The sequence below is a fragment of the Phycisphaerae bacterium genome (assembly GCA_035384605.1).
Taxonomy (GTDB): Bacteria; Planctomycetota; Phycisphaerae; order UBA1845; family PWPN01; genus JAUCQB01.
The window spans coordinates 1-15443 of the sequence record DAOOIV010000062.1; the positions used below are offsets into that span (position 1 = coordinate 1).

At 61.5% G+C, this 15443-nt stretch carries 11 protein-coding genes; 7 read left to right on the forward strand and 4 right to left on the reverse strand.

Annotation, left to right across the window (positions count from 1 at the left end):
* On the forward strand, nucleotides 1–492 hold a 492-nt coding region (locus tag PLL20_13780; GenBank protein ID HPD31061.1), incomplete at its 5' end, for a hypothetical protein.
* Between the two features lie 48 nt (nucleotides 493–540).
* Here PLL20_13780 and thpR read toward each other — a convergent pair.
* Complete coding sequence (thpR, locus tag PLL20_13785; protein HPD31062.1) at nucleotides 541–1101, reverse strand: RNA 2',3'-cyclic phosphodiesterase; 561 nt, start codon at nucleotides 1099–1101, stop codon at nucleotides 541–543.
* 179 nt (nucleotides 1102–1280) lie between these two features.
* Here thpR and PLL20_13790 point away from each other — a divergent pair, with 179 nt between their 5' ends.
* A complete protein-coding gene (locus PLL20_13790) occupies nucleotides 1281–2243 on the forward strand; it encodes a sugar phosphate isomerase/epimerase family protein (GenBank protein HPD31063.1) in 963 nt (320 codons plus the stop codon).
* 78 nt (nucleotides 2244–2321) lie between these two features.
* Here PLL20_13790 and PLL20_13795 read toward each other — a convergent pair whose 3' ends face one another.
* The gene (locus PLL20_13795; protein HPD31064.1) at nucleotides 2322–2672 is read right to left on the reverse strand and encodes a hypothetical protein; all 351 of its coding nucleotides are present in this window, start codon (nucleotides 2670–2672) and stop codon (nucleotides 2322–2324) included.
* Nucleotides 2673–3080: 408 nt separating this feature from the next.
* Between PLL20_13795 and PLL20_13800 the strand changes: the two genes are divergently transcribed.
* Nucleotides 3081–5081, forward strand: coding sequence for a prolyl oligopeptidase family serine peptidase (locus tag PLL20_13800; GenBank protein ID HPD31065.1), 2001 nt, complete (start codon nucleotides 3081–3083; stop codon nucleotides 5079–5081).
* Nucleotides 5082–5136: 55 nt separating this feature from the next.
* Here the strand turns inward: PLL20_13800 and PLL20_13805 are convergent, their stop codons facing one another.
* A complete protein-coding gene (locus PLL20_13805; protein ID HPD31066.1) occupies nucleotides 5137–7068 on the reverse strand; it encodes a M6 family metalloprotease domain-containing protein in 1932 nt (643 codons plus the stop codon).
* A 1199-nt stretch (nucleotides 7069–8267) separates the two neighbouring features.
* On the opposite strand from PLL20_13805, the gene PLL20_13810 reads away from it, so the two are divergent.
* Complete coding sequence (locus PLL20_13810; protein ID HPD31067.1) at nucleotides 8268–8618, forward strand: hypothetical protein; 351 nt, start codon at nucleotides 8268–8270, stop codon at nucleotides 8616–8618.
* Between the two features lie 808 nt (nucleotides 8619–9426).
* Nucleotides 9427–10416: a sigma-70 family RNA polymerase sigma factor gene (locus PLL20_13815; protein HPD31068.1), complete on the forward strand. Its 990-nt coding sequence runs from the start codon at nucleotides 9427–9429 to the stop codon at nucleotides 10414–10416.
* Nucleotides 10417–10575: 159 nt separating this feature from the next.
* On the opposite strand, the gene PLL20_13820 is transcribed toward PLL20_13815, so the two are convergent.
* The gene (locus tag PLL20_13820) at nucleotides 10576–12855 is read right to left on the reverse strand and encodes a hypothetical protein (protein HPD31069.1); all 2280 of its coding nucleotides are present in this window, start codon (nucleotides 12853–12855) and stop codon (nucleotides 10576–10578) included.
* A 539-nt stretch (nucleotides 12856–13394) separates the two neighbouring features.
* Here PLL20_13820 and PLL20_13825 point away from each other — a divergent pair.
* Together PLL20_13825 and nfi are read left to right on the forward strand one after the other, a co-directional pair.
* Entirely contained in the window at nucleotides 13395–13988 is a 594-nt protein-coding gene (locus tag PLL20_13825; protein ID HPD31070.1) for a hypothetical protein, read from the forward strand.
* 29 nt (nucleotides 13989–14017) lie between these two features.
* Complete coding sequence (gene nfi, locus PLL20_13830) at nucleotides 14018–14695, forward strand: deoxyribonuclease V (protein HPD31071.1); 678 nt, start codon at nucleotides 14018–14020, stop codon at nucleotides 14693–14695.
* The last annotated feature ends 748 nt before the right edge of the window (nucleotides 14696–15443 follow it).

Consider the following 15443-nt stretch of genomic DNA (forward strand, 5'->3'; position numbering starts at 1 on the left):
GTTCGCGGCCCGATCCCCGGCGGCATGGGCGGCATGCGGGAGATTGCCGAGCTGACCATCGAGGCGGTGAAAGTGGATTACTCAGGGGCCCGCATCAGGCCGCTCGCTGCTGACGGCGTGACCGTGAAGGCCTGGGATATGGCTGAGCGCCGCACGATCCACGAGAGATCGGAGTGGATCTATGCCGGGCGAGTCGATTTGACTCATACCGATTCGCGAACGCTCGTTGCCGGCGCGGAACCCGATGTGGCTCTCACGGGAGGTCAGGTCGTTCGCTGGACGCCGCCGCAGGCAACCGGCGGTCAGCCGGGCGCCGCAGTGGTGATCTATGTGGGCAGGGACAAAACGTTTCTTTTTGTTCCGCCGTGCTGGGGCAATCTGGCGGAGGCGCCCGGGGCGCGCGTTGAGATACCTGCGTCCGAGCTGTCGCCGTCTGCGTCGGACGAAGTCAGTTCGACCCGGCCCGCGATCCAGACGACCCGTCCGGAGTAGCCGTTTGCCCCATGGGTGCGGTGGGGCGGCGATCTTGCTTACCGTGAGTCATTCCTGGAAGGCAGCGCGAGAAAGGACGGTGTATGTGGGGCCGCCGCGATCGAGGACCGATTGAAACACGGTCAGTTCCTTCACGGTAAAGCGGCCGCCGTCGAAATGCAGTTCCGATTCGAGGGCTGGCCGGATCTTGTGCGAGCCCCTCTGGTCTCGGACTCGCCCGATGGTCAGATGCGGATGAAACGGCTGGTTCTCGGGCGGGAAGCCCATCTCGGCGAATGCCCGTTCACAGGCCTTGTGACAGTCGATCAGCGGCTGCGGCAGACTTGCCAAGCCGGCCCAGACGATCCGCGCCGGGCCTCGCGGCGGGAAGCAGCCGGTGCCGGACACCTGGATGTCAAAAGCCGGATGGTCTCGGGCAATGGCATCCGCTGATTGGCAAACCTGTCCCACGGCTGCATCGGGAACCTCACCGAGGAACTTGACGGTCAGGTGAATCTGATCGACCTTCGTCCACCGCACCTCGCGATCCAGCGCACAGAGGCGCTTTTGCAGGGCGGCCAGACGCTCTCGTGTTTCACGCGGCAACTCGATCGCCAGGAAGCATCGCATGCCTTCATACTAACGGCGGCGCCGAACACCGCAACCGTAGGCGGCATGATCGGGCCGGTGGCATCCGGTCCGCACGCGAATCGTCGCAAGTCGTCATCTTTGACCGTCAGCGGAGTCGGGGGTAACATACGACGCGAATCGGAAACGAAACGGTCGGAGAGTACCCGGAGGACAGTCAAATGAACGAGAGTCTTGATCGTCGTGGTTTCTTGCAGGGCGGCGCCTTGGCTGCTGCCGCGATGGCGGTGGGGGGCGATGTAGGCATCACGGCCACCAAGGCCGCGGCAACGGAGGACAAGATGAACACGAAGGCCGTGCTGCGGCTGTCGAGCGGCGAAGGCATCATTCCCGGTAATTCTTTGACCGAAAAGCTGGACAAAATGGAAAAATGGGGCTTCGAGGGCCTGGAGGTCGGCGGAGGATATCTCCGGAGTAACGTCAAACAGCTCAAGGAGGCACTCAAGGGCCGGGCGGTCAGAATGAGCGCCATCTGCGCGGGCTTCGATGGCTGGCTGATCGCCGACGACCCCGCGATTCGCGACAAGGCCATGACCACGATGAAGGAACTGCTCACCATGGCAGGCGAGGTCGAATCCACCGGCTTGATCATCGTACCGGCGTTCAACAATCAGAAGTCGCTTCCGCATCAGCAGGCCCGAGAACTGCTCACCGGTTTCAAGCGTTGGGACGCGCCGGCCGCGGAACGTAAGGCCGGCTTGCTCCAGGAACTGGGTGATCACGCCTCCAAGGCCGGGACGCGGATCCTGCTCGAGCCGCTCAACCGCCACGAGTGCTACTTCCTCCGAACACTGGCCGACGCGGCCTCGATCTGCAAGGACGTCGAGAACCCCGGCATTGCGATGATGGGCGATTTCTGGCACATGACATGGGAAGAGACCAGCGATTGCGGGGCCTTCCTGAGTGCTGGCAAGTACCTTCACCACGTACACATCGCCAGCAGACGAGAACGGAAGACGCCTGGCGAGGATGGCGCCGCGGACAACTACGTGGACGGCTTCAGAGGACTGAAAATGATCGGATACCAGGATTTCGTCAGCCTCGAATGCGGTACCAAGGGTGACAAGGAGAAGGTCCTCCCGGCCTGCGTTGCGCTGCTACGCGAGCAGTGGGAGGCGGCATGATTGCCGCTCTGGGCACAGCCTGAGGGTGTTATTCCAATGACCGATATCCCCCCTTGGGCCGGCTCGCAGTGACGGCGCTCAAGTGACCTCTTGCAGGATTTCCGGCAAGGTGAAGACATGGTGATCGAGTCCGGCCGGCAAGGACCCGCCCGTGACATCCCGGGCGGACAAACGGGTGAGCCGGTTGATTAGAACGAGCTTGGTCGCGAGGTTGTGACTGGACCACTTGTCGAAGAAGTGTTCGAGAAGCTGCAAGTATCGGGGCGACACCGTGTCGTCGGCTTCAAGGCTCCGCAGTGACTCCGTCACGTAGGCTTTCTGTGCCGGGGTCAGCGTCCTCAACGATCGATCGAGAGCCCAGGCCTGCACCTCCGGCAAGCCGGCGATGATTCGCTCGGTGTTCATGATTTCCTGTTCGAGGGTGTCCACGGGTTTTCTCCCCCGCCGGTTGCCGCGAGCCTTCCTAATCGCCGCGGCCAACCGTGCAGTTCTTCAGGCGGCTCTCAAACGAAACATGGCTGATCGTCGATCAAAGCTGTTGTCATGATATGCTCATCGCAGCGAGCCGTCCTGATACCGCCTGAGGACAAGGCTCGCGGTTCCCACAGATATCTCTTCGGTTGAATACCGCGACCTCTGAATAGCTTCTTCCGAAATTCAGTTCCAAAAGAATGAAATTTTGAATTCCCATGGGTTCGGCGGTGCGTGTTCAAGAGGCAGCCGTTCATGTCGGGAGACTTGCGACGCGAGATGCTTTTGTCGACAATTCGCGATTATCGGACAATCCGGCTTCGGCAGCCGATTCCGTCTCCCGAAGTCTTTTGCTCAGAGGGCCATATGAAAAGATCATTGTTGCAGGTTTTGTCCATGATGATATGGGCGTCGCAGGTCGCTGTTGCCCAGGAAGACCGCTACGCCGTCAACAGGGGTTTGCCGGGTGACGCCATGATACAGACTTATCTGGAACATGCGGCGGCCAGGATCTCCGGACGGTTTCTTGAAGGGACCGATTCGCTCGAGAACTGGAAGGCCATGCGGCCGCGGTTGCGACAGGAATACCTGTATATGTTGGGCCTGTGGCCGCTGCCGGAACGTACGCCTCTTAACCCGGTCATCCGCAAGACCATCGATGGCCAGGGATTTGCGGTAGATCTTATGCACTTCCAGAGCCGGCCGGGCTTGTATGTCACGGCGAATCTGTATCGTCCCGCAATCGTGGAGCACGGTCGCCGGCTCCCCGCAGTTTTGTACGTTTGTGGCCATTCATCGAGGGGGCGGGACGGAAATAAGACCGCCTATCAATCCCACGGAATCTGGTACGCCAGACACGGCTATGTTTGTCTGATCGTTGACACGGTTCAGCTCGGAGAGATTGCCGGCATCCACCATGGGACGTATCGCGAGGGGCGGTGGTGGTGGCACTCGCGGGGCTATACGCCGGCGGGCGTGGAATGCTGGAATGGCATGCGGGCGATCGATTATCTGGTGAGTCGGGACGACGTTGACCCGGCTCGGATCGCCGTGACCGGAATCAGCGGGGGAGGAGCGTCTACCTTCTGGATCGCCGCCGCGGACGAACGCGTGGCGGTTGCCGTGCCCGTCAGCGGCATGGCCGATTTGCCCTGCTATGTGGGGCAGCGGCTCATCAACGGGCACTGCGATTGCATGTTCTTGCACAATGCCTTCCAGTGGCCGTGGACGTACATCGCGGGATTGATCGCCCCCCGTCCTCTGCTCTTCGTAAACAGCGACCAGGATCCGATCTTTCCGATGAGCGCCAACGAGCGCATCATCAATCGGCTGGAACGTCTGTACAGCCTGTTTGGAACTTCCGATCGCGTGGACGCGGTGGTGAGCATCGGCGGCCACGAATACCGCAAGGACATCCGCCAAGCATGCTATCGATTCATCAACACCTGGCTGAAAGGCGACCCTGGCCTCGTCGAGGACAGCGAGGTGGATCTGGTAAGTCGCGAGGAGGATCCGAGCCATTATCCGATCCCGGCGTCGAACCTCCGTGTTTTTCCTGACGATTCTGATATTCCGGCGGACCAGATCAACACCGTTGTGGATCGGGTCTTCGTACCAATGGCCGTTCCCGAAGTGCCGTCGGCGCATCGCCTGAACGCTTGGCGGGAACAATTGGTCCGAGAGTTGCGCCGAGTATCCTTCAGCGGCTTTCCCGAGCGCATTCCGCCGGCCAGGGTGGTGCATCGAGACGGGCAGGGGCGTTTGCGGCTGGCCACCGAGCAGGGCATCGAATGCTGTGCGATGCCGGTGGGCGTTGTCCCCGAGATGGTCAGGCAGGTGCTTCTCGTTGTTGCCGGCCGGGAGGAGGAGGTCGTGGTCCCCGCCGTGATTGAGACGCTTAAGCAGGACGGCGAGGTTGTTTTCCGATGTGAACCGCGAGGCGTGGGCGGGACACGGTGGACGCGAAAGAACCCGCCCAACTACGTCGAGCGCGCCCATGTTCTGCTGGGGCGTACCGTTGACGCCGGTCGGGTATGGGACGTTGTTGCGACGGCCCGTTTCCTGGCAATGGATCGGAAGGTTCCGGTACGGGTCGGCGGCGTCGGGGCGGGCGGAATCCTCGCGGCCTATGCTGCGTTGTTGGAGCCCGAAATCGGCGGCGCGGCCGTGTCAGGCGTGCCGGCAAGCCACATGGATGAGGGTGCTCCACAATTGCTCAACGTGCTGCGGGTTTGTGACATCGCTGATGTCCTGGGTATGGTGGCTCCCAAGCCGTTGCGGCTGCGGGCCGTTGCCCCGTCCGTCTCGGAAAAGGTGAAAGCGATCTACGCTGCCGCCGGGGCCTCCGACAGACTCTTGATCGAATGATTTCGTGTTCCTGAGGCGGTGGGTCAGAATCTCGGCGACGGCGTCACAGAGCATCCTACTCGCAATTCAGATCAGCCGGCACGTCAGCCCCGCTCAAGCATCCCATGAACACGGCCACGTCGTCGTGGTCTACGTCGCCGTCTTTGTCGAGATCGGCCTTGGCGCAGTCAGGGTTGGTCTGCTTGATGCCGAAGCCGCTCATGCAAGCCTGAAGAAGGCCGAAATCAGCCTGGTCGACGTCGGTGTCGGTGTCGAGGTCCGCTGCGACGCCGCCGATGATGACTTGGACCGAAATGGCCTGGGGGCTGTTCCAAGCATTCTCGGCGCCGACGAACACGATGGCTCCGTAAGACCCGCTTTGCCAGCCCTGGATCAGGTCGTTTCTGTATGTCAGCGTGATGGTGTCGGCTTCACCCATGGAGGAGCCGGCGGAGGGGCTTATCGTGACCCAGCCCGCGGTGCAGCCGATGGTGTAGTCCATCGGCGCGATCATGCTGGCGTTGGTTACTGTGAAGGTGTCGTCGGGGACCGCACGTCCGGGGTATATAACGTGCACGATTTCCTGCGTGTCCAACACGATTGCCGCTGCGGCAAACGTAAAGGTCATGACCGAGCCCGAATTGCTGATCTGAGACAGGCCGAGACCGGAGGCGTTACCGTCCCACCACTTGGTGCTGGGCGTGGTATGGGAGCCGCACGCGGTATAGGTCGGGCTTTTCCAGAGGTCGGTTCCGTCTCCCTGGTTTGCGCCGTATTCGAGGTCCCATCGCCCGTCGGCTTGCACGAGCGTCACCTCGTTGTTGCCCGGGTCACCGGTGGTGTTGGTGCCGTAGGTGTCGATGTGCCAGATGGCCAGACCGGCGTCCGGCAGAGCTGTGTCGCGGCCCGTTTGCTGACGGTTTTCGATCAAATAGTACTCGTTTGGCTTCGTGGGGTGGGAGTATTTGTACACCTGGTTCTGATCGGAGCTGATTGACAAGCCTACCTGGTGGCTGACCAGCAACGTCGTCTGAGTCCATCCGGCGATGTACTTGAGGTAGGCGCAGGGTTGCACGGGATTGGTGCGGCTTGCCATATCGCACATCAGGCAGAACTTGCCGATCCCGGAGGAACTGCCGGCGTAGTCGTACAGGTCCGGCCAGTTGCACACGAGGTGGCCGTTCTCGTGGCAGAAGGTATCCAGGTAGAGGGCGCCGTCCATGTCCGTGATCTGATACCGGGATGCGGTGACCCCGTCGGCCGAGAATGAAATGGGCGCGCAGTGAGGCCACAGGCCGTAGGCCCATCCCGCCGAAGTCGTGCCCGCGTAGAGGCAATTGATGGCGTCAATCTGGCCGTCGCGGTCGGCGTCGTACATGCTAAAGTCCAGACCCGCCGCGTCGAGCGCGTTAAGCGCCTCGATCACCAACTCCTGCGCTCGCGTCGGGCAACGGTAATTCGGATTATCATAGTAGCTCTTCGGCTGAGAGGCCCGGTAGTACTGTCCGGGAACAAAGTTTGTGTACGTCAGATGCCCCTTGGATACGTGGTAAAAGTAGTCGCGAACCGAGCCGTTGTTGCCGAAGCCGTTGTACCCGATCTGATTGCAGAAGTTCCAAACGGTTTGGGGAGGGATCGTGCCGGGGTCGTCACTGAAATCGACCAGAAGACAAATCCCCTCAACCCTGCCGCTGGGCGTGGTGGCAGGAACGGGTTCACCCGTGCCGGCGACCTGCGGCGTGCCGGCGCTTGCCGGGGCGGAAAACGCAGCTCGCGCCGCTGAGACCCGGTTGCGGATCGCTGCGGCTGAGGGTCGCAAATGACGCTTCAGAGCGAGGGATTGGGGAATGGGGTGGCCGACGACAACGCCACTCGATGCAAGGTCTTCTTTGCCGTCGGCAGGTTTGGCATAGCAAATCGCACCGCTTGTCGGGTCGCGCACAAGTGCGAAGCCGTCGAGGGACTCCACAATCTGGTGATATTCGTCACCCCAGATTCGGACTTCCACCAACGTTCCATCCGGCTGACGAAGCTTTGTTCGTTTGCCAAATACGGGAGCAGCCCATGCTGGAACGCACATCCCGCACGCGGTGATCGTGGCGATCAACCGCAAGATTCCATGGCCTGCCAGACTGGTCCAAATCCGCTGCAACGCTCACCAATTCCACGAGACAGGATAGCGCAGACCCGATCGGCGCCCGAGGATTGGCCGCCCAGAGCCGACGGTCGTGACAGGCGACCCCCCAAGCCCGCTCGAAACCGCTTGGCAGGCAGCCGTCGCCTACCAATGCGCATTTTCCCCTGCCGCAGAACGAACGCACCCACACGCCCGTCACGGGCTGCGTTGCACGTCGATCTCGGGGAACCTTGCGGGGCCGACTCTCGGCCTGTGTTTCCTCGCTCGCCATATTGTGTACCCGCAGCCCCGTTGCGGTCAAGCAAGAAATCGGATTGTGGCTCGATATCCTGCGCCGCTCAAAAGGTTTATGCAAAGCCCGTATTTCTCTCGAAGGGGAGGCGAACGGGCCTGCAAAAAGGAGATCAGAACACCGCAACCCAAAACAAGAGCCCGGGGTGACATCCGGGCTCGTGTGGGAGACGGTTGCTCCCGAGATTTGGTGGTATAGGAAATGTAACCCAAGTTCCTGGGCGAGGCAAGTCATTTATCGGGGTAATTCCTGCCTACTTGGGTGGGGTTGGGGTGTTGGGATACGATCAGATGGCTGGCGCCACCGGTCTCACTGCCTAAGAGACGCTTGGCCGTCAGTCAGAGGATGGGCGGCGCTTCCCATGTTGAAGTCCAAACCCCCTGTCTGCCGTGCAGCACCCCAGCCAACCGTGCTCCTGACTGACCGCCTCTCGATCAATCCTATCTTCGTAAGTTCTGCCTATGAATGGCCTTACATTGGGCGGATTTGACCGAGCCGAACCTCCGCCAGTACTGGTATCCGCGACGGCTTCCAGGCTTCATCGGGCGGTGACTCCACGGCAGGTGATCGGGTTGGAAGTATGGGTGGTTCCAGGCTATTTCGTCCGCCGCTGCCCTTTTGTCCGTTCGGTCCCACGGGACTGTTCTGCCCCGTTGTAGGCGTCCGATAAAGCAGGGTGCGCCATTGATCTTGGCTTGGACGAAGATCCTGCCCTGAGACAGGCAGCGGTAGCAGCCGGCATCACAGGCAAGGCGGCAGGCGATGCGGAGGCAACGGTATGGACTGCGTTCTGGTTGGTGTCTATCCCCCGAATCTCAGCCCCCGCGCGTTGCGGAGTCTTCACCGACTCCTCAAGCGGGACAACCGGCGGGCGAAGAAGTTTTGCCGATGGCTCGATGGCGTGATCGTGCGCGAAATGCGACGCCGAGTCCGAGAGCGGAGCGGACAGTATGTCGAGGCTGAATTGCCCGAAATTGACTTCTGCAACTGGTCCGACGCCGAGGTTGGTGCCGGCTTAGTCGTAGCGGCGGTACTGGTCGATGCCGTCCGGGATCGTGGCATGGCCGCCTTCATGCGGCGACTGGTCTTCCTCTTTTCGATCGAGGCGAGAGAACGTCTCGGCGGTTGAGTGGAGGCGATTGTCCCTGCTCAGCGGCGAGAATGAAGGCAACACAATCCGGCCGGGTCTGGTTGCTCCTCACAGCGCCGGCTCTAAGACACGCTTGCGTGAGCGGGCAGTCTCCTCAACATCAGGTTCAGCTTTGTCGCAGGCGGTGATCCAGCCTGATTCAATCATGCTCCGGCTCTCTTGCCTCTGGCGGTGCGCGACGAGAAAACGGGCCGACCCGGTCGACTCTGACGCCGTGCACAATGGGAATCGTCGTTATCTCATCCGGCTCAATGGGGGCTTGAATTGTGCACGTTGAGCACTGCATCTCAAAGAGGCACCAGGTAAGACCCCGAAGCCTCCGCTGCGCACTTGGGGCGCCAGTAAGTCCGCTGACCGCTGGAACCCGCCCCGGTCAAGCTCTATCTCGGACCTGCTGACACGCTGGCTTATAGGGTGTGACTCTTCCTGTTGGCGATAATAGCGGTCTTTGGGCGACAAGACTGGCGGCTCGAGGGCGATCCCAAAAACACCCGAAAAACGTGCGAAAATCGGCTTGACTTCTTTCCCCCGCGGTTTTTTTGTTGTATAGTTATTATGACAGTTGACTCCCCCGCACTGGCTCTCCCCAGGTAGCGCGAAGGGCGGAAGGCGTGGTCTTTCGGACCTTTGCGAGCAGCCTGAAAGTGAATACCGGAAAACGATTGGACCGTGGATCGTTTGTGACGGCTTGCGCGATCCGGGCGAGGTAATCGGACGTATCAAGGGTTGGATGCCCTTGAAGGCGCGCGGCTGGTGGTCAGTTTCCACGATCAGAGGGAGTCGGGTCATGGCAGGGACAAAGACAGTCACAACCCGGGCAGTTGAAGCGGGGCCGGCTGCCGTGAGATTCGTGCTGCCATCCGAGGCCGACATGGCTCGCCTGAGCGCGACGGATCAGGCGGTCCTCAGGATGCTGCACGAGAACGCCGCCGACTTTGTCGGCTACATGGATCATCCCCTTTTCGCGAAGTCCAACGTGGAGAGAACGTTGTTTGGGAAGAAACAGACCCTGCTGCCCGGGCAGACGCGGTTCAAGGACGCGAGCCCCCAGGATCTGATGAAGCGAGCTGCGGATGGTCTGACCCTCAGCTCCGCTCAGGAGATTCTGCTCTTCCAGCGATTCAACTATTCGCGGGCCAGGGTGGCCCGTTTGATGGCTGCTGCGGTGAACCGGCCGTTGTCTTGGACCGAACTGTGCGAACTCCTGGCCTGGGCGCATCGGGCCATGGACGCTCGGGAGATCATTGCCGGAGTGAACATGCCGCTGGTTCTGGCGATGGCCAAACGGACCCGTTTGGCGTCCCTGGACTACAACGAACTGGTCAGCGAAGGCAATTTTGCCTTGCTGCGCAGCATCGACAAGTTCGATTGCTCCCGCGGGTTCAAGTTCAGCACTTACGCATGTCGGGCGATTCTGAAGAGTTTCTCCAGGGTGGCCATGAAGGCCGCCCGGTATCGCGGGCAATTCCCGACCGAATTCGATCCGTTCCTCGAGAAAAGCGACTATCATGACCGGAAACGGGACGATACGGCATCGCTGTGCGTCCAGGAGATTCGCGACATCTTGAGCGAGAATCGGGCCGCGCTGAACGAGATGGAGCAGACGGTCATTCGGGAACGTTTCGCCCTGACGAGCGGCCAGGATGGGAGCGTTCGTCCAAAGACGCTCGAGCAGGTCGGACAATTGATCGGCGTCACCAAGGAGCGCGTGCGTCAGATCCAGAACAAGGCGCTCAAGAAAATCCGAATGACCCTTGAGGACAGTCTTGCCGCCTGACGCGAAGGGCGACGGAAACGGACGGCGTCGCTGACGGACATGGGGCGCAGCAACCAGACGCCGCGGTTCGTCGGCACCATCAACCAGCCCGTTGCGTCCGTGAGGAAGACCCTGACGGACGTGGCGGGCTGGTTCTATTCTGCGCGGCAGGCGGGAGGATCATCGGCGTCGGTTGTGCCGGGCGATGGCCAGCCAGGCCAACAGGGGCAGCCAGATTCCGATCGTGTCGGCCACTCCAAGTCCGAAGACGCCGGGCAGCCTGAAGGGCAGAATGTCCGGCTGCGGCTGAGGGCTCACCGGCGGCAGGTTTGCGGTTATCCCTGAAGGTTGTGTGGCAGGTCGGCGCGGAGCAGCCGAGGTGCGAATCCGGCCCGCCGGGTCAAACGCCTCATCAGATGCTGCGAATAGCCCGTAATTCGTTCCGATAAGCAGATCCTCGTACGACAACGTCAGCACTCGATCATGCGGTGTTAGAGGATGCGAGGGAGCCAGCCCCCAGGTCGCACCACCATCGAAAGAGGCCCAGAGCAAATCATCATGGCCCACCAGAATGCGGCTGGGATTGCCCGGGTCGGCTGCAAGAGCGGCATAGCGACGCGCACCGTTCGGGCTGATACCTTTCCAAGACCAAGCGGACGACGCCGTTTTGTCGAGCCGGCCGCAGAACATACCATGCTCTGTGGCGGCGTAGAGCACTCGGACGTCGCCGACCTGTACGCCGTCGATCGCAAGGACCGCCTGCGAGTCCAGACTCGTCCCCGTAAGCAGCTTCCGCCATTCGGCGACGCCGGTGATCGAAAGCCGCGTGTACAGTCCTTTGGCATCCCCTCGCGGATCCTGGGGGTGGCCCACCGCCGCCCAGACCATGCCGTCCAGGAGCGCCAAGTCGTTGACGGGCATGTTGAGCTCTTGGCCGGCAACGGCCGCGAAATCATCGTCCCATGAGCTGCCGTTGTTGAGGCTGCGATACACCGTTCCCTCGTATTTGCCGCCGCCGACGGCTGTGGCGGCGTACACGAGGGTCGAATCCTTGCCGACGATCGTGATTGCCGTAACGGCAACGCCTTCAGGCGAAGAGTAGCGATTGCTGAAGGGAACGTTTCGTGTGCTGAAGACCGCAGCCCAGTGTTCCGGATGCCTGCCGCCACTCGTGGTCCTGTAAATCGTGCCGGCGTTGTCGCCCGCGAACACCACTTCCAGATCCCCGGGATGCATCGTCACCTTTGTCAGGGCAGCGGTCTGCCCCTGCGGTCGAACGGGGAAGAGCCATTCGCCGTCGAACACATCCGGGTAAGCCATGGTTTTGGCCAGACCTTGACTGGTAGCTGCCCAGACGACGCCGTAGGTCAGGGGATCATCCGCTATTTGTGCGACGTCAACGACCGACACGCCGTCGATGCCGGCGGCGTTGTGGATCTCGCCCGCCCGCGCCGTGGTCATGTCCCACTGCCCAACTGCCAAGGTGGTCGAGAAGTAAACGAGATTCGGGTTCGCGGGGTCCGGGGTTGCCACGCTGCCGGTGGGGTACGCATTGACGTACCCGAGCGACGTCGCAATTGTTGTCTCGGGCAGGTTGCCCCAGGTTTGGCCGAAGTCGTCCGAGTATTGTGAGCCGGCGATGATTCGCGGCCGGTCGTGGAAGGTCACAAAGGCAAGTCCCAGGACCTGGGAGGAGGGTGCTTTGACGGGCATTCTTCTCCAGGTGGCCCCCGCGTCTTCCGTACGGTAAAGGCTGGATGTCTTGCCGCCGCAAACGACGAAGAATCGGCTTGCGGTGGTGGCATTCCGTGGGTCTCTTGGGTCGATGGCAACGGCAAGGATTTCGTCAGCAAGCGTTCCGTCATGAACCACCTGGATGTTGCCGGCCACAAAGCCATTGCCGTCGTCGAGGCACCGATACAGCGATTTGCCGCTCACGACGTAGAACAGAGTCTTGTCATATACGGCAATGGACCGGACCTGCTCATTCGAGAACGCGGCCAGCGGGGCGAGCATCCGACCGCCGTCGGTAGTGCGGTACACAGTACCGTCCCCGCCGATATACATGCCGCTGGGGTCTCCAAAGAGCGTGGTTGCCCGAATCACGCTCTTGTTCTGCACCCAGCCGTCCTGGTCCCATGGTGCATCGGGTTCGTGGGTCAACAAACTGCCATCTCTGACCGCCCAGAGAAGGCCGGCGCTGCCTGGGGTGCGATCGGCTTCAATCTGAATATCGGTGCAAGGGCCTTTCATCACAGGTTCCCAGCAGGCGGCTCCGCACCGGTAAACGACATGACGCCCGGCAACCGCAATGAACAGCTCCGTTGCGCCGTCTTTGCTGCATGCGGCGATATCCTTGACCTCGCCGCCGAACAGCCCGAGGTTGGCGAGTTGGCCCTTGGCGGGTGCGGTGGTGATCGCCAGTAGGATCAAGCTCTGGATCAGCCGGCTTGGCGGCATGTTCCCCTCCTTGAGCCGGCGCTGCGGCACCAAGGCGTGATAAGCAATAAGGAGCCGCTTTCCCCTCGTGACAGGTAATCGACTTGCAGGCGGCGAGGCTTAAGCATTCGCCGTTCTTTGAAAGTGTTTTCCCTGTGCGACCTGGCAGCGGGGCTGCCGCGGCAGAGAGAAGCGGCGGGACCCTGACCAACAATCACATGAAGTCTCGCGTAAATGCAGGGGCGTTGTGGGGCTGGCGGTCCGGTATATAATGCTCGCGCGTCAAGAGAAAACGTGGGCTCTGAACCTATCCGAGAATCTGTGTGGGACAGGCTTCCGGCCGGTCGGCTTTCGCGGTTTCTTGATAGGCCTTTGGCCGCCGCGGCGGCGGGGGTGATCTCGTGGTCTGTTGACAGGCCGCTTCGGGTCTTATCGGTCCGGCCAAGGGTCGCCTTTGACTTGGAGCGTACCCCGAAGCGGGCCCGCTTCCGGCCACTCGGCTTTCGGGGCTTCGGGATACGCTTTGGGTCAACGGCCGTCGCGTTCTTCGAGGGTGTGCGGTGAGCGAGCAACCATCACTGTCGGTTCGATCCAGGCGCACGGTAAGCGTGCTTCTGACGGTTTTGTGCCTGGTCATTGCCGCGGCGCAGATTGTGATCGTCGCGACGACGTACGAGTACGCGAACCGGAGCGTTTCCAGTCGCGAAGGCGCGGTGCCGGCTGAGGATCCCGCTGAACTCGATCGACTCAAATCCGGCCTTATGGCGGCGGATCCTGGCAGGCGGGTCGAGTCGGCCGTCGCACTGCTGCAACGTGGCATGATCGAAGGCGGAAGTGTCTTGTTGGAAGCGGCCTCGGACCCCGATGTCGGGGCTCGAAGAGTTGCGGTGGCGGAATTCGGCCGCGTGGCCCGGCCGATGGCCGAGGCGGTGGGAGTCGTTCTCGATTGGCCGGTGCCGGCCGATACGCCGCCTGCGACCGAGCACATCAGACTGGCTAAGGCTTTCTGGGAGCGATGGGCGACCCCGCGGTTACTTCTTGATGTGCAGGCCCGGCTGTCAGGGGCAGACAGTCGTTGGGAAAGGGTGGAACAGGCTACGTTCCTGCGAAACTGGCTTCGCTGGGTGTCAGAGAGTGATCGGGACGAGCAGTAGAAGACTCAGTCAGATCAAAGTCATAGACCATGAAGCTTCCGCCGCCAATTCATCGCTGGTCGATGACCCCTCGGCGAGCGATCTCTCTTCAACAGCGGCTGGCGGGCCGGATCCGCATTGAGCCGCTGCGGAAGATGCCTCGTCTGGTGGCCGGGGCGGATGTGGCTTTCAGTGCCGATGGGCGGCGGTGTTTGGCCGGCGTCGTGGTCTGGGACGTCGAGGCGGGGGAGGTCGTGGAAGAGCGCCTGGCATGGCGACCGGCAACCTTTCCCTACGTGCCGGGCCTGTTGAGTTTCCGCGAAGCGCCGGCCGTTCTTGCCGCCGTCCGCAAGCTGACCCTCCGGCCGGACGTTTTCATGTTCGATGCTCAGGGCCTGGCTCACCCGCGGCGGATGGGGCTGGCTTCGCATGTCGGCTTGCTGACAGACTGCCCGTCGGTCGGCTGCGCCAAGAGCCGGCTTTGTGGCGAGCACGGGGTCCCGGCGGCCAAGGCGGGCAGTACCGTCCCGTTGCTCGACCACGATGAGACGGTTGGCGTCGTGCTTCGCACCCGCGACGGCATCAACCCGGTTTACGTGAGCGTGGGGCACCGCGTTACGCTACAGGATGCCGTTTCGGTCGTCATGTCCTGCGTGACCTGCTATCGCCTCCCCGAACCCACCCGCCTGGCTCACATCCTCGTTACCCGCCATCGCCGCGAAAAATGACTCGCGGGCTGTACCAACCCCTCAAATCTCAAGTCCGGAATCTCAAATCTCCAATCTGAAATCTGGAATCTGCAATTCACCGCCCACGTATCATGACTCCTCCGGGCACGTCGAAGTCGGCTTCGCCTGCTTACTGTCAGGACACTGAATGCTCGCCGTGACAAAGGTGGGGGACCGAACCGGCCGCAAGAACTGATGAGACTCCGTGGCGGCACGCGTGCTGCGGCATGGCAGCGCTGCTTTGGGCAGGAAACGCCAATCGTCGGAACATCCCGAGACACCCGTTTGAAGAAAAAGGCCCGGGGACGCCCCGCTGCTGTAGTCGCCGCCGCCACGGCTCCGACCGCGGGCAAGTTCCGGCTCAGCACCACGGAGCTGGGCAGCGGCCATTTCGCAAAGTTCCCTGTTCCGGTCCTCTCGCTCCGCCCGGAACGGACCGGTTGTTATGCCCTCAACGGGATCAGCGGAGATACTCTGCCCGCGATGCGCATGGACCAGGCGACAGGATGGCAGGACACATGGCGGAAGGATTTGATCGTTTACTCATCACCGTACAGCCCTGACAAGCCCGGTTTTGATTCATCCTTCCGCTGTCATCTTTTCCTGTCCCCGCTGTCCCCGGATCTTTGGCAATTGAAGACCGCCTATCACAGGTTGTCAGGCCCCCAGCCAAGAGCCGAAAGCTCTGGTCGTCCAAACGAACCCAACACAAGCAAAAGCCTTCTTCCTTACCTCTCCTGTTCTTGGC

What these genes read in the sequence shown, in the direction of transcription:
- nfi (HPD31071.1), top strand. Translation starts at nt 14,018, where the DNA reads ATGAAGCTTCCGCCGCCAATTCATCGCTGGTCGATGACCCCTCGGCGA.
- PLL20_13815 (HPD31068.1), top strand. Translation starts at nt 9,427, where the DNA reads ATGGCAGGGACAAAGACAGTCACAACCCGGGCAGTTGAAGCGGGGCCG.
- PLL20_13790 (HPD31063.1), top strand. Translation starts at nt 1,281, where the DNA reads ATGAACGAGAGTCTTGATCGTCGTGGTTTCTTGCAGGGCGGCGCCTTG.
- thpR (HPD31062.1), bottom strand. Translation starts at nt 1,101, where the DNA reads ATGCGATGCTTCCTGGCGATCGAGTTGCCGCGTGAAACACGAGAGCGT.
- PLL20_13800 (HPD31065.1), top strand. Translation starts at nt 3,081, where the DNA reads ATGAAAAGATCATTGTTGCAGGTTTTGTCCATGATGATATGGGCGTCG.
- PLL20_13820 (HPD31069.1), bottom strand. Translation starts at nt 12,855, where the DNA reads ATGCCGCCAAGCCGGCTGATCCAGAGCTTGATCCTACTGGCGATCACC.
- PLL20_13810 (HPD31067.1), top strand. Translation starts at nt 8,268, where the DNA reads ATGGACTGCGTTCTGGTTGGTGTCTATCCCCCGAATCTCAGCCCCCGC.